Origin of the sequence: Sporosarcina thermotolerans (assembly GCF_042658975.1) — a bacterium.
GTDB lineage: Bacteria > Bacillota > Bacilli > Bacillales_A > Planococcaceae > Sporosarcina > Sporosarcina thermotolerans.
The window spans coordinates 126,298-151,483 of sequence record NZ_JBHSRM010000014.1 but is presented as its reverse complement, the minus strand read 5'-3'; the positions used below and the strand labels follow the sequence as shown (position 1 = coordinate 151,483).

The following is a 25,186-nucleotide window of genomic DNA, read 5'->3' as shown; positions in this document are numbered from 1 at the left end:
TCATTGCCAATTTACAAAAACGGGATAATGTACTTCGTTGGAGAGTACGGCGTCTTCCCGTAGAAACGGCGGCACTTCCCATAGAACGCCGACGACTTCCCATAGGATGTTAGGGACTTCCCATAGAACGCCGATGACTTCCCATAGAACACCACGGACTTCCCATAGAATGCCCACGACTTCCCATAGAATGCCCACGACTTCCCATAGAACGCCGATGACTTCCCATAGAACGCCGATGACTTCCCATAGAACACCGCGGACTTCCCATAGAATGCCCACGACTTCCCATAGAATGCCGGTGTCACTGATTTACTAATCACTGATAGAATTAAAAACATACAAAAATTAAAAAAGCCATCGAAACGGCAAGTTATTGCCAAGTTTCGATGACTTCTTGCTCTTATTTAAGTGTTAGAAGATAGTCTGTTAGTTGATCGATTTGCTCATCAGATAGTTTACTTCCAAATGCAGGCATTGAACCAACACCATTTTTAATGATGTCATGAACCGCTTCTTTGTCAGTTAGACCGTGAAGAGTTGGTCCAAATCCACCAGATAGATCGCCACCATGACAGCTCACACATTGACCTTGAGTAAAGCTTTCAGGATCGAAATCTTCAGATGTAGCTACATCTGTTTCTGTTTGACCTTCTTCACCCGCCCCAGCAATTTCTTTTTTCTGATCAAGACCGTATAGGGACATAAAGAAAATAAGTCCTAATCCCAGCGCGAAAATCAGGATATAAGGCACTACAGGATTGCTTTTCATTGAATTACCCTCCTTCACCAGGAATTATTCTGTAAAATTATACAGTGCACATTTAATATTGTACTGTATCCTGTAGAAAACTGAAAGAGTTATCCCTATACAATTCTACGTTTGTGACAAATTCGACATACTTTTTCTTAGCTTATGAAATTTTATACGAAAATCAATTAAGAACTTCTCGTGCAATCACCATTCGTTGCACTTCAGAAGTCCCTTCGCCTATTTCGAGCAGTTTCGCATCTCGCATATAACGCTCGACTTCGTATTCTTTCATATACCCGTAGCCACCGTGAATTTGGATTGCTTGATCGGCTACTTCCATCGCAATTTCAGACGCATATAGCTTACACATTGCAGCCTCTTTCGTGAATGGTCTGCCTTGATCCTTCATCCATGCAGCCTTATATACCATATTTCGAGCTAATTCTATTTTCATCGCCATATCTGCCAATTTAAACTGCGTTATTTGGAATTCTGATAATGCCTTTCCAAACTGCTTTCGTTCTTTAGAATATTTTAACGCCCTTTCAAAAGCCGCCTGAGCTATACCTACAGCCATTGCCCCGATACCAATCCTGCCACCGTCCAATGTAACAAGGAATTGCCTGAACCCATTTCCACGCTTTCCAAGTAGGTTTTCTTTCGGTACCCTTACATTTTCAAGTACTAATTCTGTTGTATTCGAAGCATTCAAGCCCATCTTTTCATAGTTATCAATCACTTTAAAGCCTTCTGCATCTGTCGGTACGATAATTGCACTAATTTCCTTCTTACCGTTATTCTCACCTGTTATTGCAGTAAGGGCAAGATGTTTGGCATGACTTGCATTCGTTATAAATACCTTTGAGCCGTTGATGATGAAATCATCCCCGTCTTCTTTTGCAGTCGTTTGAGTACCCCCCGCATCTGACCCTGCATTCGGTTCAGTCAGTCCAAATGCACCGAAAGATTCCCCAGTACAGATTGGAGTTAAGTACTTCCGTTTCTGCTCTTCCGTTCCAAAAAGATGTAGCGGTGCTCCACCTAATGAGATATGCGCCGAATATGTAATACCAGTTGAAGCGCAGGCACGGCTTAACTCTTCGGTTACGATTGCGAAACTTGTCGTATCTGCCCCTGCCCCACTATATTCTTCAGGAAACGGTAGCCCCATCATACCCATTTCAGATAGCTGTTTAAAAATCTCTATTGGAAATTCCTTTGTACGGTCACGTTCTATTGCACCTGGCGCAACAACTTCATCCGCAAATTCCCTCATCATCTTCCTAATCATCAGCTGCTCATCTGTCAAATCAAAATTCATTTTTAACATCCCCTTTTTTGTGAACGCTTACATTACTATTATACCGAAATCCGAAGCATTATCACAATCATTCTTTGGAAGGATACTATTCTATAAATGCATGACTATAAATGTAATGATGAAAATGATGCCTGCAACTCCTGAAATTGTAAAATAGATCAATTTTAATAGTCTACCCATTACAAACCACAGCAAGCAGTTCAGGGCTAAGAGCAAAGTCAATAATGTTGTTTGCCCCTCAAAATAGATTGCCCATACTTTTAAGCTTACTGCAAGTAGTATCAATCCAGAGAGTATGTATATAAGGTGCAAAAAAATAAAGCTTTTGTTTAATTTCTTTTTCCTTTTCGGAAGGATAGCATCTGAGGCATTGATATTCTCTTCTTGTTCCCCTTGAGTGTATAGAGTAATAAGATAATCACAATAATGCTCAGGTAACAATTTATTTTCCTTCCAATATTTAATTTCTGTTATTATGGTCTTTTTCCGTTGATTACTCACGATGTCTCCCCCTGAACCCTAGGAAATAATAAAACGCATCGGCATAAAATGCCGATGCGGATCACTCCAAAAAGTCCTTCAATCTTTTACTGCGTGACGGGTGTCTAAGCTTACGAAGTGCTTTTGCTTCGATTTGACGGATCCGCTCACGTGTAACTCCGAAAACCTTGCCGACTTCTTCGAGAGTTCTCGTTCTGCCATCATCCAGACCGAAACGTAGTCGTAAAACATTTTCTTCCCGGTCGGTAAGCGTATCAAGAACATCTTCCAATTGTTCTTTCAGTAATTCATAAGCAGCGTGGTCCGAAGGGGATTGCGCTTCAGAGTCTTCGATAAAATCACCTAAATGTGAATCATCTTCTTCACCAATAGGTGTTTCAAGTGAAACCGGCTCTTGAGCAATTTTTAAAATTTCCCTTACCTTTTCTGCAGTTAAGTCCATTTCTTCACCAATTTCCTCTGGGGAAGGCTCTCGCCCAAGATCCTGAAGCAATTGACGTTGAACCCGGATCAATTTATTAATCGTTTCAACCATATGAACCGGGATACGGATAGTACGCGCTTGGTCAGCAATAGCCCGTGTGATGGCCTGACGAATCCACCATGTTGCGTACGTACTGAACTTAAATCCTTTAGTATGGTCAAATTTCTCAACCGCTTTGATAAGTCCCATATTTCCTTCTTGAATTAAGTCCAAAAAGAGCATTCCACGTCCGACATATCTTTTTGCTATACTGACTACAAGACGGAGGTTAGCTTCTGCAAGTTTTTTCTTTGCATTTTCACCCTTCTCGACAAGCTCTAATTGCTCGGGATCAGGAGTTTTCATGTCAGCAAGCTTCTCTTCCGCCTCCACACCTTCCTTAATCGCAATTGCCAATTTCACTTCTTCATTTCCTGTCAGCAAATCGACGCGGCCAATTTCCTTCAAATACATACGTACGGGGTCATTGATCTTAACACCAGGCGGTACGCTCAGGTCATTCAGGTCAAATTGCTCTTCTTCTTTGCTTGATTCCTCTTCATCATCTTTACGTTCCATTTCTATACCAGCTGCCTCTATTTGATCAAGAAATTCTTCAAATTGCTCAGGCTCCATCTCAAAGACAGAAAGTTTTTCTGTTACCTCTTCAAGGGTTAGTTCCCCTGCTTTTTTACCAGCTTCCAATAAACCTGCTTTTACTTCATCTACAGTCATCTCGTGTTCCATCTCTCCGGATTGTTCTTTTTTAGTCATAATACCCGTTCCTCCTTAATTCACCAGAATCCGGCCTACATTGCCGATAATGATTTCCGGAGCTGTATAATTTCCCTGGCCAGCTCCAGTGCCCGGGTATAATCATTCATCTTCTCTGCTTCTTTCGATTCATGCATCATCTCGTCAATGCGTCTTCTAATTTTATGTTTTTTTAGATGGTGTATGCAATCACTAAATTCTTGCTCTGCAAATTCTGGATCCCTTTCAAGCATTGCCGCTTCCATGACGATTTTTCGAAGTTCACGATCCTCCAAAGACTCAGCGAATCTGTGGAAATCCGGCTCGCCAGACTGTTCATAAAACCCAGCAAGTTTCACAAAAATCGTGGCGTACTCTTCTCGCATGAAAAGATCTTGGTGCTCGTCACGAATCCTATCGAATAAATTCCCGTCGTTTAACAGATGGCATAATAAAAGTCGTTCTGCCCGATCAATACTGTTTTGCTGACGCTCCGGCATATTGATAGCAATTTGAGGGGCTTGTCCAATCGACTGATTCGCCTTTTCCTGTTTTGCTTGCTGACCGACTTTTTTTATGATCTGTTCATTTAGAGCGTTGGACGATACACCGGTTTCAGTCGATAATTGACGGATCATTAAATCCCGTTCTACCGGTGATACTTTCGTTGCAAGCTCCTCTATCACTTCATGAATATATTGCAACACATCATTTTCATGTGATAAGTTCTTCGACCTTTTATAGTAGGCCATAATGAACGACATATAAGAGTATGGATTCCCTAGTACTTTCTCAGTAAATGCTTCGCCACCGTTTATAGAAATATACTCATCCGGGTCCATTTTCCCTGGTAAAAGGGCAATTTGTGCATCTAACCCTTTTTGTGCGGCAAGGAGAGCAAACCTTTTGGCGGCCTCCCAGCCTGCGTTATCGCCATCACAACAAATGATTAATTGGTTGGCGATTCGTTTCAATTTTGTTAGATGTGTGTCAGACAAGGATGTGCCCATGACTGCAACACTATTCATAATTCCTGCTTTTTCTGCAGCAATCGTGTCCATAAATCCTTCGAACAGTATTACTTTACCCGTTTTACGGACATTAAGACGTGCATGATGAAAATTATAAAGCAAACGACTTTTTTCAAAAATGGGTGTTTCAGGGCTATTCAAGTATTTAGCTTCCTCTTTTGAGTCTGATAATACCCGTCCCGAAAAGGCGACAACATTTCCATTATCGTCATGCAATGGGAACATGATACGTCCGCGGAATCTATCGAAATACCCAGTGCCGTCATTTTTCATAACACAAAGTCCGGCGCGCTCCATCTCCTTCATCTCAAATTTCTTTCGTTGTAAAAGCTGGGTGAGCACTTCTCGGTCATCAAGGGACCATCCTATACCATACTTTTCGATAAGGTCACGGGAAAATCCTCTTTGTTCCAAATAATATAATGCTTTCTCACCCTCTACTGTATTTAGCAGTAAATGACTATAAAAATTCGCTGCAAGTGAATGGGCGTCAATCATATGCTGAAAGTCACTTGTCTTCCCATTTCTTGTACGATCGTTTACCGATACTTCCAGCTCAATGCCAACCCGATCTGCAAGTTTCGAAACTGCTTCTGTAAACGGACTGTTTTCAATATCCATGATAAAAGTAATGGCATTGCCACTAGCTCCGCATCCAAAGCAATGAAACAATTGTTTATCCTCTGCAACGGAAAAGGATGGCGTATTCTCGCCGTGAAACGGACATAATCCAAACCAATTCCTTCCCCTTTTTGTCAGTTGAACATATTCTCCGATTAAATCGACGATATCTGTCTGAGATCGGATCGCCTCAATTGTCTCTTCGGGAATTTTGGTCATTCTATCATCACCATTCCCCTCTTACATAGTTCAATTCGGGATAGTTTTCATAAATCCTGCTTATTCGACAAAAAAAGTTCTTATTATAAATACATCTTTAACAAATTCTATAAAATTTACACCCAGTTTACTATTGTACACAATCCGCAAAAAAGAACCAACCATTTCTCATCGGGTGGTCCTTCTTTTCTTGTATTTTTTATAAACGCCTATTTGGTAATTCACTTAAAATAAGGTTTGCAGTTTCTTCAACAGCTCGATTTGATACATCAATCACTTTACAACCAATTTTCGATACAACTTTTTCAAAATGATCAAGTTCCTGCTTAATCCGCTCGATTCGGGCATAATTTGCATCATCCTTCAATCCAAGTACAATCAGTCTTTCTTTTCGAATCGAATTTAATACATTCGGCGAAATGACTAAACCAAAGCATTTCTTCGGGTCAATATTATATAATTCCTCGGGCGGGTCAACTTCAGGAACAAGTGGGACATTCGCGACTTTAAAACTGCGATGAGCAAGATATTGAGACAGTGGGGTCTTTGATGTCCTAGATACTCCGACTAATACTATGTCTGCTTTCATGACGCCCCTCGGATCCCGACCGTCATCATATTTTACTGCGAACTCTATCGCTTCTATCTTTTTGAAATAATCCTCATCTAATTGGCGGACAAGCCCAGGCTCTTCCTTTGGTTTTTCACCCAGTGAATTACCGATCCCTTCGACAATCGGCCCTAATAAATCTATGCAATTTAATCCATTAAGTTGACACTCTTGTTTAAGTTTTTCACGCATGGAGCTTTTCACTAGTGTATAGATGATGACGGCTTGTTGTTGTTTAGCCAAATACGCTATTTCCCTAAGTTGGGATTCATCCTCAACATGTGAAAAGCGTTTCATCGATACAGTTTCCAGGTCCTGCCTGAATTGGCACGCTGCTGCCTTGGCAACTAGGTCTGCTGTCTCACCGACAGAATCGGAAACGATGAACAATGTTAACTTTCTCATTGTATCACTCCTTTTTCTTTATGCACTAAGCCACACCGCTTATAATTCATGTTCCTCTGCTAGCGAAAGGAAAGCTCGTGTAATATTAGTTTTGGTTATTCTTCCCACTACTTCTAGCCCTTCTTCTTTAGCGTATATTACTGGTAGGGAGTCTATTTGTTGATCAATCATTTTTTTTGCCACCTGAATAAGTGAATCCTGCTTTTTACAATATGTTATATTCGGCATCCTCGTCATAATGACATGTACCGGAATTTTATCAAGTTCACTGTTACCGAGACTTGTTCGTAAAAGATCCTTCCTGGACAGAACACCTGTTAGAAATGAATTTTTATCCACAACAAACAAAGTGCCAACATCATCCAAAAACATTTGGCAGATAGCATCATAGACTGTAACATTTTCATTTACAACAACAGGAATGGACTGGAAATCTCCGACCTTCATTCCAATCATGCCATCCATGACCGATTGGGTCGGCTTCTTTCCCGAATAGAAATAACCGACACGCGGCCTTGCATCCAAATAGCCCGCCATCGTTAAAATTGCTAGATCGGGTCGTATCGTGGCTCTTGCCAAATTCAATCTTTCAGCTATCTGTTCACCAGTGATGGGACCGTCTGCTTTCACAATTTCAAGAATTTCCGTCTGGCGCTTATTCAATTCCATATGAATCACCGCCCTAATCGTTCGATAATAGATACTTGAATAGTATAGCATTTTACAACAATAATTCCTAACCCGATGGCTTCCTAACTAACTTTGTTTTATGTAATTGGCTATTTGGTTTGCAGAGCGACATAAAGCGTGCTACACTATTACTGAATTAAATAGGCGAGGAAAGGCCTATAAGTAATGCCAACAATAGCGAACGGGGACAGTGGAAGCCCGTAAAGGCATGAAACGGCAGCCTGGAGCCAAAAACTTTTTAAGTGGGTTGTTTCTACAACCAATCGGGGTGGAACCGCGGGTTATTATGCACTCGTCCTCGGACTGTATGTCCGGGGATGGGTGCTTATTTTAATTGGAGGGATTTTTTATGTTAACAATGGAACAGATTGTAAATTTATCGAAGCAAAGAGGCTTTGTCTTCCCAGGCTCCGATATTTATGGCGGATTAGCAAATACTTGGGATTACGGTCCACTAGGTATTGCATTGAAAAATAACATTAAACGCGCTTGGTGGCAGAAATTTGTCCAGGAATCCCCTTATAACGAAGGTCTGGATGCTGCGATTCTGATGAATCCAAAAGTATGGTCTGCTTCCGGCCACATCGGGAATTTCAATGATCCAATGATTGATTGTAAGAAATGTAAAACGAGGCACCGTGCTGACAAACTGATTGAAGACGCATTAGATGAAAAAGGTATCGAACTTGTAGTTGACGGGATGCCATTTGAAAAAATGGAGGCACTTATCCAAGAACATACTATCGTTTGCCCAAGCTGTGGTGCAATGGACTATACTGGAATTCGCCAGTTCAACTTGATGTTCAAAACTTCACAAGGCGTGACTGATTCATCTGCAAATGAAATCTATCTACGCCCTGAAACAGCTCAAGGGATTTTCGTGAACTTTAAAAATGTTCAACGCTCTATGCGTAAAAAGATGCCATTTGGAATTGCACAAATCGGAAAAAGCTTCCGTAATGAAATCACACCAGGTAACTTCACATTCCGTACACGTGAATTTGAACAAATGGAATTGGAATTCTTCTGTAAGCCTGGAGAAGACATGAAATGGTATGAATATTGGAGAGATTTCTCTGAGAAATGGCTAGTAGACCTTGGTTTGACAGTCGGAAACATTCGACTTCGTGAACATAGTTCTGATGAACTTTCTCATTACTCAAAAGGTACAGTTGATATCGAATACAAATTCCCATTCGGTTGGGGAGAACTTTGGGGTATTGCAAACCGTACGGATTTCGACTTATCCAGACATATGGAACATTCCGGAGAAGACTTCCATTATCAAGACCCAGTTACAAACGATAAGTACATTCCATACTGCATTGAGCCATCTGTTGGTGCGGACCGTGTCACATTGGCGTTCTTATGTGATGCGTTTGACGAAGAGGAGCTTGAAGGAGACGATAAGCGTACTGTGATGCGTTTCCACCCAGCTATAGCACCTATCAAAGCAGCTGTTCTTCCATTGTCGAAGAAGTTGGCTGAAGGCGCTGATGAGGTGTATGCAGAGCTTCGTAAGCATTTCGCTGTGCAGTATGATGATTCTCAATCCATCGGACGCCGTTACCGCCGTCAGGATGAGATTGGCACGCCATTCTGTATCACATACGACTTCGATTCTGAAGAAGATCGCCAAGTGACTGTTAGACACCGCGATTCCATGGAACAAGTCCGTATGCCAATCGCAGACGTAAAAGCATACATCGAAAAGCACCTGGAATTTTAATACTAAAAAATAAAATGTTGCTTTACGTTCCAGGCGGACGCCTTCCACTTCAAGCAACGGAATATCAACATACTGATTATTAGTTTAAAAATAATAAAAACCACAGGAGAAGGTTAGTCGCCTTCTTCCGGTGGTTTTTCTCTTTGTGGCAATAATTCTGGGGTTCTTTCCAATTGGTCAAGAAATGACCTCGATTTCAAACGTACTCCGACCTGCTCATCATATACTGTCCGAACTATTTTTTTCATGAATTGCTTTGTCGCTTTTTTTAACTTCAACGATCCGACCTGCTGAATCGGTACCGTGAAGAAGGTTCGGATTAGTCTAAGTTGCGTTGGAGTGATCCGAATCAGATATGGATCGATTTGATAACAGCGATGACAGAGGAAGCCGATTTCTCTGAAAGAAAATGCGAATTCTCCTTCAGTTGACCCACAATTTGCACATTGATGAAGGACAGGATGCACGCCCGCAATTGGCAGCATCTTCCATTCAACAAATAACGAAATTGCTTCAGGGTCATATTGTTCATTGATTGCATGAAGCGCATCATGGAGCAAGCCAAAAACGTTTGGACTTGCCCCACGGTCTTCTGTCAATCGATCGATTAACTCAACAATATAACTCGCGTATGCCGTAGCTTCGAGGTCCTCCCGAATATGCCGCATTGAATCGATTGGTTCCCCTTGCTCAAGAGTACCCATTCCACGACCCGACCGTAAAAGATAAAATCCATATGTGAATGTTTGTGTGACAGCGGATAGACGGCTTGCAGGCTTTTTTGCGCCTCTTGCCATCGCCGTCATTTTCCCTGCTTCACGGGTGTAGAGCGTTACGATTTTATTCGCTTCACCATAGGGCATGCTTTTAAGAACGATCCCTTCCCATTTATTAAGCAAGGCCGTCACTCCTTTTCATTAACGACTCAATACTCATCTTCCCTGAAACCGAACTCACGCAGTTGGCCTGGCTTATTACGCCAGTCCTTCTGCACCTTCACCCACAGTTCTAAAAACACTTTCGATCCAAGTAGCATTTCGATATCATGTCTTGCCTTCGTGCCAATTTCTTTTAGTAAAGCACCTTTTTTGCCGATCACAATCCCCTTTTGGGAATCTCGGTCAACTACAATTGTTGCAGAAACTTCAACGAGTCCACGGGTTTCATCACGATCAATTTTCTCGATGACAACCGCCACGGAATGTGGAATTTCTTCACGTGTAAGATGCAAAACCTTTTCACGGATCAATTCAGATATAATGAAGCGCTCCGGATGGTCTGTTACCTGGTCATCAGGATAATATTTAGGCCCTTCCGGCAAATACTTCGTCAAAGTCTCCATTAATCTTTCAACATTATTCCCATTAAGGGCAGATAATGGTACAACTTCCGCAAATTCATAGACTTCGGTATATGACGTAATCGTTGATAACAAGTTATCTGGGTGAACCAAATCAATTTTATTGATAACTAAAAAGACTGGTGTTTTCGTATTTTGTAATAAGTCGATTATGAATCTGTCACCACCGCCTATTGGCTCATTGGCATTCACCATGAACATGATGACATCGACTTCTTTTAATGTATTTCGTGCAGCCTTCACCATAAAATCTCCAAGCTTATGCTTCGGTTTATGGATACCTGGAGTATCTATGAATATCAACTGCGATTCATCCGTAGTTACGACGCCTTGAACTTTATTCCTTGTCGTTTGTGGCTTATCGCTCATAATTGCGATTTTCTGTCCAACGACACGATTTAAAAATGTGGATTTACCGACATTCGGACGTCCAATGATTGAAATGAATCCTGATTTAAATTTATTGCTGTCCTTCTGCATAATCTAAATCCTCCTTGGAAAAAGCGCCAGGCAGCAATTCTCCAACGGTTGTAGCTTGGACCTCACCTTTTAAATTCGTCAAATAAACCGGCATTGAATGATCGCAGAATTCTGCTATGACTTGTCTGCATGCTCCGCATGGTGAAACAGGGCCTTCTGTATCTGCAACAATTGCAAGCGCCTTAAACTTTGTAACACCTTCAGAGACTGCCTTGAAAAACGCAGTCCGCTCCGCACAATTCGTCATACTGTATGCCGAGTTTTCAATATTACAACCATGGTACAATTGGCCATCTTCACTTAAAAGAGCCGCTCCTACCGGAAACTTTGAATAAGGCACATATGCCTTTTCGCGTGCAAGCTTTGCTTCATCCATTAATATATTTTTATCCATAAACTCACTCCTAGAGATTAATTATTACAACCATTTTGGAATGAAAATAATCATACCGATGATTGCACAACAAATTGCAAATATCAAAACCGCTCCGGAGGCCAAATCCTTAGCTTGCTTAGCTAACGGATGGAATTCCTCCGTTACGAGATCGACCGTCCTTTCAATTGCAGTATTCAACAACTCAAGGGCTAACATTCCTCCAATGAGAAGTATAATGATAATCCACTCCATCTTTGATAGTCCTGTAAGTATTCCCCCGACAATAACTCCGATGGCCGCAATTGTATGAAACTTCATATTCCGTTCGGCGATAATGCAATGTTGTATTCCTTTATAAGCATAATGAAATGATTTGAAGAAAGGATGCATTTCTATGTCACCTTTCAAGGCCGAATGAAGAAAGAATATCCTTCTGCCTTCCGAACATTTTCTTTTCATCATCTTCCGTCATATGGTCATATCCAAGTAGATGCAGGAAACCATGCAATGCTAAAAAACCAATTTCACGTTTTTCATCATGACCATACTCCGCAGCTTGCCTATTTGCAGTTTCGACCGAGATAATAATGTCCCCAAGTACAATGGGCATATCATCTTCTTGTACAATGGCAACTTCACCTTCTGTCATTTCTTCAAGTGCGAATGAAATAACATCGGTTGCTTTATCTTTTCCCCTGTATTCAGCGTTTAGTTTGCGTATTTCTTCGTCTGTCATGAAAGTGATGGAAATCTCGGGACTTCCCTTAAGATCCTCCATTTTAGCAGCATGATCCAATACATCCTGAATAAGCTTTGTAATATCATCGGTCACTTTTTCAGTTCTGTCATCGAAATAAATATCCAGCATTCTCTTGCCTTCCTCCTATCAGTCCGGGTATTCAATCCGGCTATGGAATATGCCGTTCAACGTCTCGCAAATGACGTTCTCGATTGTCTTCAACTCTCTCATGGACAAATCGCATTCATCGAATTGGCCATCACTTAATTTACTTGAAATAATCGATTTGACCAATTTCGAAATTTTCTCCGGCGTCGGTTCTTTTATTGAACGTACCGCAGCTTCAACACTATCCGAAATTGAAATGATTGCAATTTCCTTCGTCTGTGGCTTGGGGCCAGGATATCGGAAATCATCCTCAACTACATCCTGTCCCATTTCCTTCGCCTTTACAAAAAAGAATTTCAAAAAGCTTGTTCCATGGTGCTGTCTAGCAATATCAACGATCTCAGATGGCATCTTATGCTTCGCAAGTAAATCTGCTCCGTCAGTAGCATGAGCAATAATGATATCACGGCTTTTTTCAGGTGGCAAAGCATCATGTGGATTTGTTGTCCCATGTTGGTTCTCGATGAAAAAGTTTGGTCTCACGGTTTTCCCAATATCATGATAGTAACTTCCCACTCTTGCCAACAATCCATTAGCCCCGACGGATTCACAGGCGGCATCTGCTAAATTCGCAACCATGACACTATGGTGATATGTACCAGGTGTTTCTGTAAGAACTTTTTTCAGTAATGGGTGATTGGGGTTTGATAATTCTATCAACCTCATGTCAGAAAGCAATCCAAACGCTGATTCAAAGAAAGGCATTAGTCCAATGGTCAGCGCTCCAGAGACTATTCCAGATGTTAAAGCGACAATTAGGTAAAATATCAATTCCGTTAGGTCGTATGTAGACTGAGTCATTAATAAATAAAACCCTATGAATAAAATATTGGACGCAGCAACGGCAAGACTCGTCCTTAAGATATTCGACCTTCTTCCGTTATTACCTAAGACATAAATACTAACGATCCCACCAAATAGGATATAAAGGACAATTTCCATTTGCATGATTGAAGTGAATCCTTCATGAAGCATAATTCCAGCAGTTGCGGCGGTGACTATCGTCATCATGAAAGCCAAGCGCTCATTCGTCAATAGTTTCACAAGAAGAGGCGCCAATGCAGTCGGGAATAAAAATGCAACTTGGACATCAAACTCCTTATCTATCAATCCAATTAGTTTCATCATTACAGCTAATATAAAAAAGATACTATAAACAATTAGCAAGGACTTTTTCTTCTTATTGCTTTTTTCTTGCCATGTCAGGAAATGCATATAAATAATTGCCGACACAAACAATACAAAAAGGCTCAGTCCTATAATCGGTTTTAAAGAGGATTGATTTGTCAATAAGCCAGCCAACTCTAACTGTCTATATATTTCGGAATCAATGAATTGCCCCTCTCGGACAATTACTTGTCCTTGCAGAATCCTTTTCGATTCAACCGCATTTTTCTCCTCTTCAATCCGTTTATTCGTCAACTCTTTATTAATCGTTTCAGTTTCGACAACTAAGGATCTTCCGAGTGTGATTAACGTCTGCAAAACAGCTGGCCTAATGGCCTCGGATAAACGAAGTTTCCTCTCTACCTCGTACCTTACTGTAGAAAGATCTCCACCTCGAATCGGTTTTGATAATTCTTCTTCAATTATCGTAGAGACTTCCCTTTGCATTTTCCTTAACTCAATAATATTTTCATTCAATAAGCTGCTTATCGCTTCATTGGTCAGCCTTAAGCCCGGCTCTTCTTCCTCCAACTTAGTAAACTTTGTCCGGATTTCTTTTATTTGATCAGAGCGGGACTTCACTATTTTGGATTCATCATCGGGGTCCGGAACATTTACCTGTTTGGCTTCTATGATAATATCAAAAAGCTGTGTCGCTATCGCTGACCTATTTTTCGAAATATCTTCATTGAATTGATAAAAAGGCGTTACTTCAGCTTCAATTCTACGTTTCTCCTGCTCTGTTTTCACGGTATCCTCGACTGTTTTCAAGGACCTAATCGTTTTTGGAGAAATTTTGAATTCATGCAGTTCATATGTTTCTTGCTTTACATTCCCATACATCAACGAAAATAATGCAATAGCCGCCAAGATGACTACAAACAGAGAAAGGTATTTGAACTTCAATGACTTGAAAAGCTTCACCACTGGTTTGAACACGATTGATCCCCCCTGCCCTTATATCTTTTTACTGTTGTTTATAAAAATACTGAAAGAGCAGCCACTTTAAGATGACTGCTCACTTTCATAAGCTTCAATGATTTTTGCAACAATTGGGTGGCGTACAACATCACCCTGCTCAAGGTACTGGAAGTGTATTTCAGATACATTTTTCAAAATCGATTCCGATGCAATTAGCCCTGATCCGATTCCTTTAGGCAAGTCAATTTGGGTTTTATCCCCCGTAATCACCATTTTAGACCCGAAGCCAAGTCGTGTCAGAAACATTTTCATTTGAGCCTTTGTTGTATTCTGGGCCTCATCAAGAATTACGAAAGCATCATCGAGCGTACGGCCCCTCATATAGGCCAGGGGAGCAATTTCAATGACTCCCCTCTCCATTAGTCGTTCAGTGTGTTCTGCCCCTAAGACATCATGTAGAGCGTCATACAGAGGACGTAAATAAGGATCGACCTTTTCTTTTAGATCCCCTGGAAGGAAACCAAGACTTTCTCCAGCTTCCACAGCTGGTCTCGTCAAAATTATCTTTTTGACACTGCCAGTTTTCATAGCTTGCACAGCTAGAACTACGGCAAGATATGTCTTTCCTGTCCCTGCTGGACCAATGCAAAAAACAAGGTCATTTTTCCGTATCGCATGGATATATTCACGCTGACCAATCGTCTTTGCACGGATTGCTTTTCCTTTTGTAGTTCTCGCAACTTCTTCGTCATACAGTTCTGAAAAATATTCAATTGTTCCATTCTTCACCATTTCGATGGCTGTAGAAATATCCCGCAAGTTAATGTTGATTCCTTTTCGTATGACCTTTAAGAGTTGCTCAAGTAAGAACTTTCCTGCTTGGATGTCTTTTTCTTCACCCGCCAATGAAATCGTATCGCCCCGTGTCAGGATAGAAATACTCATTGACTCTTCAATCATTTTCAAATTCTGATCAGAAATGCCTAAAAGCATAACCGCTTCATTTGGTTCCTCAATATGAAGTTGAATTACTTGTTCACTCAATAGTTTCAGTCTCCTTGGGAATCGGTCTTCTAACCGCTATATTTTCATTCATTAAAAATAATATAGTCCCCTCAACTGTATCACTTCCGAACGTCAAGTGTAAAATGTTTTCATCTTTAATGATGAGATTGGACTGTGAATCATTTAAGATTTTGTGTTTTATTAATGGAAGGATGATGGATTCTCCCATGTCTTCAGTTAATTCAAACTGTTCAATTCGGTCTTCTCGGACATGTTCAGTTTTTATAAAGGATCGGAAAGATGGAATACCTTCTTTTTTCCAAACAATTGGGGATTGCCAATGAACGATTACGTTCTCTTCACCTAACAACTGGTAGTCTATTGTTTTCGGGATTTTAAACGTGTATTCTGTCCAAAAATCGGCAAACACTGAACCCTCCGCACCTACAACTGTCGTCTTATCCCCCTGTACCAAAGTGCCAGTCACCAGCAAATCCCCTTTCTTCACTGTTTGGAAGACGTGGGCCACCCTCTCCCCCCTACTTAATCGAAAGCTTGTAATAACCCCACCGGTTCTTGCGATTAAATCGGAGGGCGGACCATCTTTTTCAACTTTGTCGTTCAACTTCGGTGATAACATTGGGGTGATTGTCAATGTACTTCCTGATCTTTTGAATCTAACCCAGGATAGTGATGGATCGTCAAGCATTAGCGCTCGTCTAATTTCTCCTTCATCAGGAATTGTGGAAAGGGGCCGAAATTTTGAAATTGACGCTTTATCCAATTTAATTTCAATTCGTTCAGCCACTTCTGGCATATCCGATTCAATCTCTATTTCCCAAAGAAACATTGATGCGATTAAAGGAATTAGGCATGCTATCAAAAACCGGAAAGAGGTAAATAGCCGCTGTTCCACGGATCCTTCATCTGGCCTTTTTATAGATACCTTCATCCTATATCGACGCCTATTATTCCGTATGAATTGGATGCCTTTCTTGTCAGTTTGGAATCGGATTTTGTCATCCGATTCTGTTATCCCTGTAATCTTGACCCCAGACCTTGCGAGGAAACCTAAAAACCTGGATGGATCAGTTTTGCCCGTTAAAATGACTTCGTATCTTTTATGAATCATAGGCGCCCTGTCCATCCTTAACTTCCTTCATGGATACCGTTGAAATGGCCTCAAAAGAGAACACCGCCAATTCCTCTGATAAGGTCTCAACGATAAGATCTTCCCCTGTTGCTTCAATGACATGATCCCCACTTCGAACTGCTGCGTAATCGGGGCCGAGTTTCAATAGAGTATAAGGACCCGTGATACGAATAACGACAAATTCATCAATTGTTACTGAAGAGTTCATTTTAAATAAATTTTTCATGATAAAACCCCCTATCCAAGCCTATGATTTGGATAGGGGGTCGATGATTATTGTTTTGATTTAGGCGGTCCTAAAATTTCAGAGAAGATGATGCCCTTGATAAGATCCTGTTCGTTTTGGGGAATCATATGGGACTGTTCAACAGGTTTTTCCCAAACTGCTTCACCTTGATGAGTAGAGAGTCTGCCTCGGTGGGTATTTTTCTGAGATGGCTTTTCCCTTTCTCTACGTTGAGAAGGCTTTGAAATCTCTTGAGGTTTCTCCTCGACAGGAACCATTTTCGACATATTTGCCGGTTCAGTTTGCCTGCTTGGCGGTTCATCAATTTCCGTTTGAAACTCCCGTTGAATTTCTTTATACATCTCTTGGGACATCTCTTTTAATCTTCGCAATGGATCTTGTGCACGTGTATCTGGTTTCGCAGATGGCCATTGCTGTTGTTTCGATTGTGTAGAGGGCCGTTTTGTTTGTGTCTTCGATTCTTCACCAGGTTTTTTCCCTTTGAAGAGCATACTGATGAATCCCAAGACAACTGCTATGATCAACGTTTCCATCTGTGCATCCCCTTTCCGGGAATTTTATGCTCAAACGTCACTCTTTCTTTGCATCCGGTTTTGGCTGATCTCCACCAATTTTGCTGATGGATTCACGCATTCCTGTATCCGCTTGGATATTTTTATAATTCATATAGTCCATGATGCCGATATTGCCAGTACGGAGTGCTTCAGCCATCGCTAAAGGTACTTCAGCCTCAGCTCCGACCACTTTCGCGCGCATCTCTTGGACTCTCGCTTTCATTTCCTGTTCGTTCGCAACAGCCATTGCACGGCGTTCTTCGGCTTTAGCTTGTGCAATATTCTTATCAGCCATCGCTTGTTCAGTTTGAAGCTCTGCACCGATGTTTTTACCGATGTCAACGTCCGCGATATCGATGGATAAGATTTCGAAAGCCGTACCGGAGTCAAGTCCTTTTGCCAATACAGTCTGAGAAATCAAATCCGGATTTTCCAACACTTTCGCATGGTCGATAGACGCACCGATTGTTGAAATAATACCTTCACCAACACGTGCAACAACTGTTTCTTCACCTGCACCACCGACAAGCCGGTCGATGTTGGCACGTACTGTAATACGAGCTTTCGCTTTAACTTCAATCCCGTTAAGTGCAACACCTGCGATGAATGGTGTTTCGATGACTTTCGGGTTAACTGACATTTGTACCGCTTCAAGAACATCACGACCAGCAAGATCGATTGCAGCAGCACGTTCGAAAGTCAACTCTATATTAGCACGGTGTGCAGCAATTAATGCATTGACAACACGGTCGACGTTACCACCAGCAAGGTAATGGCTCTCAAGTTGATTGATTCCAACATTCAAACCAGCTTTATGCGCCTTAATAAGCGGATTTACGACCCTGCTTGGAATTACCCGACGTAAACGCATACCGATTAACGTGAAAATACTAACTCGTACACCTGCTGCCAACGCCGAAATCCATAGCGTTACAGGAACAAGTGTGAAAAATACTGACAGTACAATGATTGCCCCGATGATGATTAATCCCGGAATAAGTAAACCTCCTGCAAGTGCTCCCATTATTCATTTTCCCCCTTTTTTTCAGATTCCCTGACAACAATCCGGGATCCTTCAACCTTCACTATAATAACATGTTTACCTTTGTCGATGTAACTTCCTTGGGAAACAACATCAATTCGTTCTCCATTCATATCAATCGTTCCCGCTGGTCTGAGAGGAGTGATAGTTTTGGCTTTCTTACCTAACAGTTCAGTCCGATTGACGTTCGAGACATACCCGCTATCGGTATCTGTTGAATCCATCAGCACCATCTTATTAAGCAAGTGCAACCTTTTTCCAAAAAACTTCATTATGATCACCATCCCAATGACGGCAACAGCAATCGCGATAAGAACAGAATAAGCCATGTACATCGGATTGCCACCTGCCAAAATGATACTAACAACAACCGCAATCGCACCAAGGGTCCCGGCAATTCCACCTGGTAGGAAAAGCTCCAATATAATAAGAATGACACCTATGCCAAAAAGGATCAGCGTCTCATAACCTGCCAAGCCGGCGATAAGATGTCCGAAAAAGAATAACATCAATGAGCTGATCGCCATCGTCCCAGGAACCCCGAAACCAGGAGAATAAAGTTCCACTACAAGGCCGAGTCCTGCAATTGATAGCAAGATTGGTACAACGATCGGATGTGTAATGAAACGTACAATCCCTTCAGCAAATGACACTTTTGTTGCAATGATTTCTGCATCTTGCAGTCCATTCAATTTTAAAAGTTCATCCAATGAAGAGACGGTTCCTTCACTATATCCGACTTCCTCACTTACCGCTTCGCTTGCTGTAAGTGTCAACAGCTTGCCAGGTCCTGCACGATACTGCTCAAGGTCAACTGACGGTTCAGCCATTGCAATCGCAAATTCCGGATTACGACCATGAGATTCGGCTGCGCTTTTCATTTCAGCAACCCATAGACTATGTGCCTTATCATCCGCGGCATTACCAGAACCCTCAATCACTTGTGCAGCGCCGATTTTACCATTCGGTGACATATAGATCTGATCAGCATAAAGTGCGATGTATGCCCCTGCTGAAATTGCCTTGTAATTGATAAAGGCTATGATATCAGGCTCTGTCTCACTCATCAGCTTTGCAATCTCGCCCGCCGCGTCGGTAAAACCTCCATTTGTATTGATTTCAAGGATGATCGCTTTGGCATTTGCATCCTCAGCTTCACGGAAGGATCGTTTTAGATACGCATAAAGGCCTTTTTCTACAGCCTCATCAATTTTCACATGGTAGACTTTGTCAACCGCGGCTGACGTTTGTGCAAAAGGAACAGAAATCATAGATAAAAATAAAATGAACAGGATGAACTTTCCTATCATTTTATGCATCTTTATGTTCACCCCTTTCTCTACTTACAATTATACCTTCTTTACGTATGGTAATGGTATTAAGTTTCACTCTATTAGATGTTTTAAAATATTATTTGCGAAAACGCATATAAAAAACCGGAAATTCCAAAGGAAGTTCCGGTTTCATAATAAACAAGCTTTAATTGTTAGTTCAATATGGACAGATATTAGAATTTACGCTTACGAGCAGCCTCAGACTTCTTTTTACGTTTGACACTTGGTTTCTCGTAGAACTCGCGCTTTCTTACCTCTTGTATTGTACCACTTTTTGATACAGTACGTTTGAAGCGGCGAAGAGCGTCTTCAAGCGATTCATTTTTGCGAACGACAGTTTTCGTCATATCTCTTGTCCCTCCCTCCGAGCACACTTCGAAACAAGGTGATACCCTTGTACTAAAAAATTATAACGTACTATTACAAAACGGTCAATAAAAAACTTTCAAAATATCTATCCAAAATAGGTGAATGCCTTTGTAATCGTCCCAAACCTATCAATAATCAGAATCGCTTTGTAATCCTTGCATGATTTTAACGCCTGAACTTGCTCCAATGCGTGTTGCGCCGGCATTAATCATTTTTTGCATATCCTCAAAGTTACGAACTCCTCCGGATGCTTTCACACCCATTTCCGGCCCAACTACTCCACGCATCAACTTTACATCTTCCTCAGTCGCACCGCCTGTAGAGAAGCCAGTTGACGTTTTAACGAAATCAGCTCCAGCTGCACGTGATAATTCAGAAGCCTTGCGCTTTTCCTGGTCAGTAAGCAAAGAAGTTTCAATGATTACTTTAACAATCGCTTTTCCTTTTGCTGCTTCTACTACGCTTGCAATGTCTTGTCCAACTTTTTCATCATCTCCGCTTTTTAAAGCGCCGATATTTATAACCATATCGATTTCAGTTGCACCATTGCCAATCGCATCTTTCGTTTCAAATGCTTTTACCTCTGATGTTGATGCACCAAGTGGAAATCCGATGACTGTACAAACTTTCACGTCTGTCCCTTCAAGAAGTTCCGAGGCTGTTTTTACCCACGCTGGATTGACACAGACCGATGCGAATGAATAAGTTTTCGCTTCTTCACATAATAAAACGATTTCTTCCTTTTTTGCGTCAGCTTTCAGTAATGTATGATCAATATACGATGCATAATTTTTATTCAATGTAAATAATCCTCCTTGAGTTGTATGTACCTCTTCATCATAACAAAAATTGTTTTCCTCTGCATTAAAAAACAGTCCACCCGTAAGGATAGACTGTTTTCTAAAAATTATACAAGCGCTTCGTCTGATTCGACAACGCGCACGAATTGCCCTTCGTTATATGGATAACCCGCTTTGACAATCTTCACTTTAACAATTTTCCCGACCATTGACTCATCTGCTTGGAAAGCAACTTTCAAATAATTATCAGTATACCCTTCATACAAGCCACTTTCAGGATCAAGCTTGTACTTTTCTTCCGGGATGACTTCGAGTACTTCATTTTCGAATTCAGAAGCATATTGTTTCGCCAATTGATCGTTCAATTCGATTAAACGGTGAACACGTTCGTTTTTCACATCTTCATCTATTTGATCTTCCATGCGCGCAGCAGGTGTTCCTGTCCGTTTCGAATAAGGGAATACATGTAATTCAGAGAATCTGTGGTCTCTGATGAAATTATACGTATCCATGAATTCCTCTTCAGACTCACCCGGGAAACCAACGATGACGTCAGATGTGATTGCAAGATTCGGCAACGCTTCACGTAAACGATCCAATCGTTCCGCGAAAAACTCCATTGTATATTTTCTTCTCATACGTTTAAGCACTGTATTGGATCCTGATTGAATCGGGATATGCAAATGGCGCACAATAACAGAAGAATTTCGAAGAACATCAATCACTTCATCAGTTAATTGACTTGCTTCGATGGAGCTGATGCGAAGCCTTTTCAAGCCTTTTACTTTCGTTTCAAGATCGCGTAACAGACGGGCCAGGTTATAGTCTTTCAAATCTTCTCCATAGCCACCCGTATGGATACCCGTAAGGACGATTTCAAGATAGCCGGCATCAACAAGCTGTTGAGCTTGTCGGATGACTTCTTCGGGGTCCCTTGAACGCATTAGGCCTCGTGCCCAAGGAATAATACAGAAGGTGCAGAAGTTGTTGCAGCCTTCCTGGATTTTCAAAGATGCACGTGTACGGTCCGTAAATGCAGGGACGTCAAGCTCTTCATAAACCCTGTTTTTCATAATATTGCGGACAGCATTGATTGGTTGACGTTCGCTTCGGTACTCATCGATGAGACCTAATAACTTCGTACGATCCTGTGTACCGACAACAATATCGACCCCAGGAATTGCCATGATTTCAGCTGGAGATGTCTGGGCGTAACAGCCCGTAACACAAATAACGGCATCCGGATTTCTACGCACTGCCCTTCGAATGACTTGACGGCTTTTCTTATCGCCAGTATTCGTAACCGTACATGTATTGATAACATAGACGTCTGCATTTTTCTCGAAATCGGAACGGTCGTAGCCAGATTCCTTGAAAAGTTGCCAGATCGCTTCCGTTTCATAATGATTCACTTTGCAGCCTAATGTATGAAAAGCAACAGAAGACACTAGCTGCTCACCTCTTTCATTCAAATTCGTAAGACACTGCGGACAATAGATATAAAGGGGCTGTTTCCGTCCTAAGAATACGGGGTCCTAATGATACCGAGAGAAATCCAGCAGAGACTAACGAGTCCGCCTCTTTTCTGGATAACCCACCTTCAGGCCCGAAAACAACTATTACCGTTTGTTTATGATACACGTTTTTAAGCCTATCTGCAATCCTATTGGGTTCAGCACTTTTTGCATCCTCTTCATCAGCAAATAACCGTACATCATAGTTTTCGGCTTCGACTAAAAGCTGTTTGAAAGACAGAGGAGGTTTCACATTCGGGATAACAGTCCGGTGACATTGTTCTGCTGCTTCTTTTGCAATTTTACGTAACCGATCCACTTTCTTATCGCCTTTTTTACTATCCCATTTAACAATAGATCGTTCTGCTTCAAATGGAATAATCGCTTTCATGCCAAGCTCAGTTCCTTTTTGGACAATCAAGTCAAGCTTATCCCCTTTTGGTAAACCGCAAGCAATAGACACTTGAACCGGCATTTCATTGGATGATAGTGGCCCTTCATTACAACTGATAAGAACCCCGTCAGAAAATAGTTCTATGATTTCTGAGATAAATGCCTCACCATCAGTGACGGCGATGATTCGATCCCCTACATTCATCCTCATGACCTTGACAATATGTTTACCATCTTCTCCTTGAATCATTGCTTTTCCATCTACGTCGAAAGGAGAGTCAAGAAAATAGCGTTGCAACCGTTACACTCCCCTTTTGGATGCGATAATTGCAACCCAATCTTCCATTAATATTGACTCAACAATTTCAAAGCCTTTTTCAATAAGATCATCCCTTACAAGGTCACGTTTTTGGGCAATGATTCCCGATACTATGAACAGTCCATTGTCAGGCAAGATAGAATATGCGTCTTCCGTAAACGTCATGATCACTTCCGCAAGAATATTGGCGACAATTATTGAAGCTGGATCCTTCACAGAGTCTAATAAGTTTCCGTGAGTGACTTCCACAATGTTTTGGACATTATTCAATTCTATATTTTCTTTTGCCGCAGTTACAGCGACTTCATCAAGATCGAGTGCATGAACATGTGATGCACCAAGTAGGGCTGCGCCGATTGACAATACACCTGAACCGGTTCCAACGTCAATGACAGAGTCACCTTTTTTAACGTATTTTTCAAGTGCCTGTAGACAGAGGACGGTTGTTGGGTGAGTTCCAGTTCCGAATGCCATCCCTGGATCCAGTTCAATAATCAATTCATCAGATTCAACCGGTTCATAATCTTCCCAAGTAGGCACGATTGTGAACCTGCTAGAGATTTTCACTGGATGATAATATTTCTTCCAAGCAGTAGCCCAATCTTCTTCATCCACTTCACTTGTTTGAACCAAATTGATACCGACATCTAAGCCATACTCAACTAATTTGTCTACGGATTCACTAATTTCTTTTACAGTTTCTATTAAAAAGCTATTGGCAGGTAAATAAGCTTTGACAATGACACCCTCAGCAGGAAAATCCTCTTTTTTCAACTCATAGATTTCCCCGAAACGATCTTCATGGATGCGATCGGGTTCATTTGAATCTTCGATTATGACACCACTTGCTCCTGCTTCATGCAAGATATTGGCAACCGCTTCGGTCGCTTCATGTGTTGTATGGATGGAGATTTCAGACCACTTCAACTACATTCATCCCTTTCAGTCGCCTTTTAGTGTTCGTTTAATTTTGTCAAAAAGAGAGCTTGAGTATTCATCTGGTGAGTTGCCTCCGATAGAAGCGAATTCACGAAGTAGTTCCTTTTGTTTTTCGGTCATTTTCTTAGGAGTAACTACTTTGATAATTACGTGTTGGTCGCCTTGTCCGTGACCATGGACATTTTTTACTCCTTTTCCGCGTAAACGGAAGTTCGTTCCTGTTTGTGTCCCAGCAGGTACTTTCAATTTCACATTCCCATGTACGGTCGGCACTTCGATTTCATCACCAAGCGCCAATTGCGGGAATGTAACAGGCACTTCAAGGTAAATATCATCACCTTCACGGACGAAACTTTCATGTTCTCTGACCCGGAATACAATGTACAGATCCCCAGAAGGTCCGCCATTTACTCCAGCTTCGCCTTGACCGGATACTCGCAGTTGCTGTCCGTCATCAACTCCAGCAGGAATAGTTACTTTAATCTTCTTCCGTTTTGTCACTCTTCCTGAACCATGGCATGTGTTACATTTTTCAGGGATAATTTTCCCTGTACCTTGACAATGTGGACATGTACGGCGATTTACCATCTGACCAAGAGGCGTATTTTGTGTCACTGAAATCTGTCCAGATCCACCACAGTGCGAACAAGTGTTGACAGGTGTTCCTTTTTTAGCACCTGATCCATCACAAGTATCACATGTCTCTTCTTTTGGCAATTCGACTTCGGTTTCTTTACCGAAAACCGCTTCCATGAAATCGATTGTCATTGTATATTGAAGATCATCGCCTTTTCTTGGGGCGTTTGGATCACGACGTCTTGTGCTTCCGCCTCCAAAAAACGTGCTGAAAATATCTTCGAATCCGAATCCGTCTGCTGATCCTCCGCCTCCGAATCCACCAAATCCTTGGTTAGGGTCTGAATGACCAAATCTGTCGTAATTTGCACGTTTGCTTTCATCACTCAATGTTTCAAATGCTTCTGTTACTTCTTTAAACTTATCTTCTGCTCCTGCTTCTTTATTCAAGTCAGGGTGATATTGTTTCGATAGTTTCCTATAAGCTTTCCTTATTTCTTCTTTGCTTGCTGATTTCGAAACGCCAAGCACTTCGTAAAAATCTCGTTTACTCATTATTCCACACTCCCATAAATCAATCGACACTATTTTATATTATTCAATTCGGCTAAAAGCTCGACTAATTGTAACACG

27 protein-coding genes are annotated in these 25,186 nt (G+C 41.4%); 1 reads left to right on the top strand and 26 read right to left on the bottom strand.

What is annotated here, in order from left to right; genetic code table 11:
• From ACFPZG_RS12260 to ACFPZG_RS12225, 8 genes are all read right to left on the bottom strand, one after another.
• Positions 1-282 (bottom strand): hypothetical protein, encoded by a 282-nt coding sequence (locus ACFPZG_RS12260; RefSeq protein WP_283732217.1) that lies wholly within the window; start codon positions 280-282, stop codon positions 1-3.
• A gap of 121 nt (positions 283-403) precedes the next feature.
• On the bottom strand, positions 404-772 hold the full coding sequence (locus ACFPZG_RS12255; protein ID WP_283732218.1) for a c-type cytochrome: 369 nt from the start codon (positions 770-772) through the stop codon (positions 404-406).
• Between the two features lie 163 nt (positions 773-935).
• Positions 936-2,075: an acyl-CoA dehydrogenase gene (locus ACFPZG_RS12250; RefSeq protein ID WP_317940757.1), complete on the bottom strand. Its 1,140-nt coding sequence runs from the start codon at positions 2,073-2,075 to the stop codon at positions 936-938.
• A 90-nt stretch (positions 2,076-2,165) separates the two neighbouring features.
• The gene (locus ACFPZG_RS12245) at positions 2,166-2,576 is read right to left on the bottom strand and encodes a hypothetical protein (RefSeq protein ID WP_283732219.1); all 411 of its coding nucleotides are present in this window, start codon (positions 2,574-2,576) and stop codon (positions 2,166-2,168) included.
• A 61-nt stretch (positions 2,577-2,637) separates the two neighbouring features.
• On the bottom strand, positions 2,638-3,813 hold the full coding sequence (rpoD, locus tag ACFPZG_RS12240) for an RNA polymerase sigma factor RpoD (protein WP_317940758.1): 1,176 nt from the start codon (positions 3,811-3,813) through the stop codon (positions 2,638-2,640).
• A gap of 35 nt (positions 3,814-3,848) precedes the next feature.
• The gene (dnaG, locus tag ACFPZG_RS12235) at positions 3,849-5,663 is read right to left on the bottom strand and encodes a DNA primase (protein WP_283732220.1); all 1,815 of its coding nucleotides are present in this window, start codon (positions 5,661-5,663) and stop codon (positions 3,849-3,851) included.
• A gap of 199 nt (positions 5,664-5,862) precedes the next feature.
• Positions 5,863-6,678 carry a pyruvate, water dikinase regulatory protein gene (locus tag ACFPZG_RS12230; protein WP_283732221.1) on the bottom strand — a complete coding sequence of 272 codons (816 nt, stop codon included), beginning with the start codon at positions 6,676-6,678 and terminating at the stop codon, positions 5,863-5,865.
• A 39-nt stretch (positions 6,679-6,717) separates the two neighbouring features.
• Positions 6,718-7,347: a helix-turn-helix transcriptional regulator gene (locus ACFPZG_RS12225; RefSeq protein ID WP_381427416.1), complete on the bottom strand. Its 630-nt coding sequence runs from the start codon at positions 7,345-7,347 to the stop codon at positions 6,718-6,720.
• A 370-nt stretch (positions 7,348-7,717) separates the two neighbouring features.
• On the opposite strand from ACFPZG_RS12225, the gene ACFPZG_RS12220 reads away from it, so the two are divergent.
• Positions 7,718-9,097 carry a glycine--tRNA ligase gene (locus ACFPZG_RS12220; protein WP_317940759.1) on the top strand — a complete coding sequence of 460 codons (1,380 nt, stop codon included), beginning with the start codon at positions 7,718-7,720 and terminating at the stop codon, positions 9,095-9,097.
• A 113-nt stretch (positions 9,098-9,210) separates the two neighbouring features.
• On the opposite strand, the gene recO is transcribed toward ACFPZG_RS12220, so the two are convergent.
• The 18 genes from recO to dnaJ form a co-directional block, all read right to left on the bottom strand.
• A complete protein-coding gene (gene recO / locus ACFPZG_RS12215; RefSeq protein WP_283732222.1) occupies positions 9,211-9,996 on the bottom strand; it encodes a DNA repair protein RecO in 786 nt (261 codons plus the stop codon).
• 26 nt (positions 9,997-10,022) lie between these two features.
• Positions 10,023-10,937 (bottom strand): GTPase Era, encoded by a 915-nt coding sequence (era, locus tag ACFPZG_RS12210; protein ID WP_283732223.1) that lies wholly within the window; start codon positions 10,935-10,937, stop codon positions 10,023-10,025.
• On the bottom strand, positions 10,918-11,331 hold the full coding sequence (locus ACFPZG_RS12205; RefSeq protein ID WP_283732224.1) for a cytidine deaminase: 414 nt from the start codon (positions 11,329-11,331) through the stop codon (positions 10,918-10,920). Before ACFPZG_RS12205 ends, era begins: the two co-directional genes overlap by 20 nt.
• Before the next feature lie 24 nt (positions 11,332-11,355).
• Entirely contained in the window at positions 11,356-11,703 is a 348-nt protein-coding gene (locus tag ACFPZG_RS12200) for a diacylglycerol kinase family protein (protein WP_317940760.1), read from the bottom strand.
• Between the two features lie 7 nt (positions 11,704-11,710).
• Entirely contained in the window at positions 11,711-12,181 is a 471-nt protein-coding gene (gene ybeY / locus ACFPZG_RS12195; RefSeq protein ID WP_283732225.1) for an rRNA maturation RNase YbeY, read from the bottom strand.
• Positions 12,182-12,199: 18 nt separating this feature from the next.
• On the bottom strand, positions 12,200-14,326 hold the full coding sequence (locus ACFPZG_RS12190) for an HD family phosphohydrolase (RefSeq protein ID WP_283732226.1): 2,127 nt from the start codon (positions 14,324-14,326) through the stop codon (positions 12,200-12,202).
• A gap of 66 nt (positions 14,327-14,392) precedes the next feature.
• Positions 14,393-15,352 carry a PhoH family protein gene (locus ACFPZG_RS12185; protein ID WP_317940761.1) on the bottom strand — a complete coding sequence of 320 codons (960 nt, stop codon included), beginning with the start codon at positions 15,350-15,352 and terminating at the stop codon, positions 14,393-14,395.
• Positions 15,345-16,445 carry a sporulation protein YqfD gene (locus ACFPZG_RS12180; protein ID WP_317940762.1) on the bottom strand — a complete coding sequence of 367 codons (1,101 nt, stop codon included), beginning with the start codon at positions 16,443-16,445 and terminating at the stop codon, positions 15,345-15,347. The genes ACFPZG_RS12185 and ACFPZG_RS12180 overlap by 8 nt, the downstream gene beginning before the upstream one ends.
• Positions 16,435-16,692, bottom strand: coding sequence for a hypothetical protein (locus ACFPZG_RS12175; RefSeq protein WP_283732229.1), 258 nt, complete (start codon positions 16,690-16,692; stop codon positions 16,435-16,437). Before ACFPZG_RS12175 ends, ACFPZG_RS12180 begins: the two co-directional genes overlap by 11 nt.
• Positions 16,693-16,739: 47 nt before the next feature.
• Complete coding sequence (locus ACFPZG_RS12170) at positions 16,740-17,246, bottom strand: hypothetical protein (protein WP_317940763.1); 507 nt, start codon at positions 17,244-17,246, stop codon at positions 16,740-16,742.
• 37 nt (positions 17,247-17,283) lie between these two features.
• The gene (gene floA / locus ACFPZG_RS12165) at positions 17,284-18,291 is read right to left on the bottom strand and encodes a flotillin-like protein FloA (protein WP_283732231.1); all 1,008 of its coding nucleotides are present in this window, start codon (positions 18,289-18,291) and stop codon (positions 17,284-17,286) included.
• Positions 18,291-19,628 (bottom strand): NfeD family protein, encoded by a 1,338-nt coding sequence (locus ACFPZG_RS12160; RefSeq protein WP_283732232.1) that lies wholly within the window; start codon positions 19,626-19,628, stop codon positions 18,291-18,293. The genes floA and ACFPZG_RS12160 overlap by 1 nt, the downstream gene beginning before the upstream one ends.
• A 188-nt stretch (positions 19,629-19,816) precedes the next feature.
• Positions 19,817-19,990: a 30S ribosomal protein S21 gene (gene rpsU, locus ACFPZG_RS12155; RefSeq protein ID WP_009496905.1), complete on the bottom strand. Its 174-nt coding sequence runs from the start codon at positions 19,988-19,990 to the stop codon at positions 19,817-19,819.
• A 150-nt stretch (positions 19,991-20,140) separates the two neighbouring features.
• On the bottom strand, positions 20,141-20,812 hold the full coding sequence (gene deoC, locus ACFPZG_RS12150) for a deoxyribose-phosphate aldolase (RefSeq protein ID WP_283732233.1): 672 nt from the start codon (positions 20,810-20,812) through the stop codon (positions 20,141-20,143).
• Positions 20,813-20,919: 107 nt separating this feature from the next.
• Positions 20,920-22,260, bottom strand: coding sequence for a tRNA (N(6)-L-threonylcarbamoyladenosine(37)-C(2))-methylthiotransferase MtaB (gene mtaB, locus ACFPZG_RS12145; protein ID WP_283732234.1), 1,341 nt, complete (start codon positions 22,258-22,260; stop codon positions 20,920-20,922).
• Positions 22,261-22,276: 16 nt separating this feature from the next.
• Positions 22,277-23,017, bottom strand: a complete 741-nt coding sequence (locus ACFPZG_RS12140; protein ID WP_283732235.1) for a 16S rRNA (uracil(1498)-N(3))-methyltransferase — start codon at positions 23,015-23,017, stop codon at positions 22,277-22,279.
• Between the two features lie 3 nt (positions 23,018-23,020).
• Positions 23,021-23,965: a 50S ribosomal protein L11 methyltransferase gene (prmA, locus tag ACFPZG_RS12135; protein WP_283732236.1), complete on the bottom strand. Its 945-nt coding sequence runs from the start codon at positions 23,963-23,965 to the stop codon at positions 23,021-23,023.
• Between the two features lie 15 nt (positions 23,966-23,980).
• A complete protein-coding gene (gene dnaJ / locus ACFPZG_RS12130) occupies positions 23,981-25,108 on the bottom strand; it encodes a molecular chaperone DnaJ (RefSeq protein WP_317940764.1) in 1,128 nt (375 codons plus the stop codon).
• Between the last annotated feature and the right edge of the window lie 78 nt (positions 25,109-25,186).

What these genes read in the sequence shown, in the direction of transcription:
- ACFPZG_RS12230 (WP_283732221.1), bottom strand. Translation starts at nt 6,678, where the DNA reads ATGAGAAAGTTAACATTGTTCATCGTTTCCGATTCTGTCGGTGAGACA.
- ACFPZG_RS12250 (WP_317940757.1), bottom strand. Translation starts at nt 2,075, where the DNA reads ATGAATTTTGATTTGACAGATGAGCAGCTGATGATTAGGAAGATGATG.
- ACFPZG_RS12225 (WP_381427416.1), bottom strand. Translation starts at nt 7,347, where the DNA reads ATGGAATTGAATAAGCGCCAGACGGAAATTCTTGAAATTGTGAAAGCA.
- ACFPZG_RS12160 (WP_283732232.1), bottom strand. Translation starts at nt 19,628, where the DNA reads ATGCATAAAATGATAGGAAAGTTCATCCTGTTCATTTTATTTTTATCT.
- ACFPZG_RS12170 (WP_317940763.1), bottom strand. Translation starts at nt 17,246, where the DNA reads ATGGAAACGTTGATCATAGCAGTTGTCTTGGGATTCATCAGTATGCTC.
- floA (WP_283732231.1), bottom strand. Translation starts at nt 18,291, where the DNA reads ATGGGAGCACTTGCAGGAGGTTTACTTATTCCGGGATTAATCATCATC.
- dnaJ (WP_317940764.1), bottom strand. Translation starts at nt 25,108, where the DNA reads ATGAGTAAACGAGATTTTTACGAAGTGCTTGGCGTTTCGAAATCAGCA.
- rpoD (WP_317940758.1), bottom strand. Translation starts at nt 3,813, where the DNA reads ATGACTAAAAAAGAACAATCCGGAGAGATGGAACACGAGATGACTGTA.
- era (WP_283732223.1), bottom strand. Translation starts at nt 10,937, where the DNA reads ATGCAGAAGGACAGCAATAAATTTAAATCAGGATTCATTTCAATCATT.
- ACFPZG_RS12200 (WP_317940760.1), bottom strand. Translation starts at nt 11,703, where the DNA reads ATGCATCCTTTCTTCAAATCATTTCATTATGCTTATAAAGGAATACAA.
- ybeY (WP_283732225.1), bottom strand. Translation starts at nt 12,181, where the DNA reads ATGCTGGATATTTATTTCGATGACAGAACTGAAAAAGTGACCGATGAT.
- ACFPZG_RS12255 (WP_283732218.1), bottom strand. Translation starts at nt 772, where the DNA reads ATGAAAAGCAATCCTGTAGTGCCTTATATCCTGATTTTCGCGCTGGGA.
- rpsU (WP_009496905.1), bottom strand. Translation starts at nt 19,990, where the DNA reads ATGACGAAAACTGTCGTTCGCAAAAATGAATCGCTTGAAGACGCTCTT.
- ACFPZG_RS12180 (WP_317940762.1), bottom strand. Translation starts at nt 16,445, where the DNA reads ATGATTCATAAAAGATACGAAGTCATTTTAACGGGCAAAACTGATCCA.
- dnaG (WP_283732220.1), bottom strand. Translation starts at nt 5,663, where the DNA reads ATGACCAAAATTCCCGAAGAGACAATTGAGGCGATCCGATCTCAGACA.
- ACFPZG_RS12175 (WP_283732229.1), bottom strand. Translation starts at nt 16,692, where the DNA reads ATGAAAAATTTATTTAAAATGAACTCTTCAGTAACAATTGATGAATTT.
- ACFPZG_RS12220 (WP_317940759.1), top strand. Translation starts at nt 7,718, where the DNA reads ATGTTAACAATGGAACAGATTGTAAATTTATCGAAGCAAAGAGGCTTT.
- ACFPZG_RS12205 (WP_283732224.1), bottom strand. Translation starts at nt 11,331, where the DNA reads ATGGATAAAAATATATTAATGGATGAAGCAAAGCTTGCACGCGAAAAG.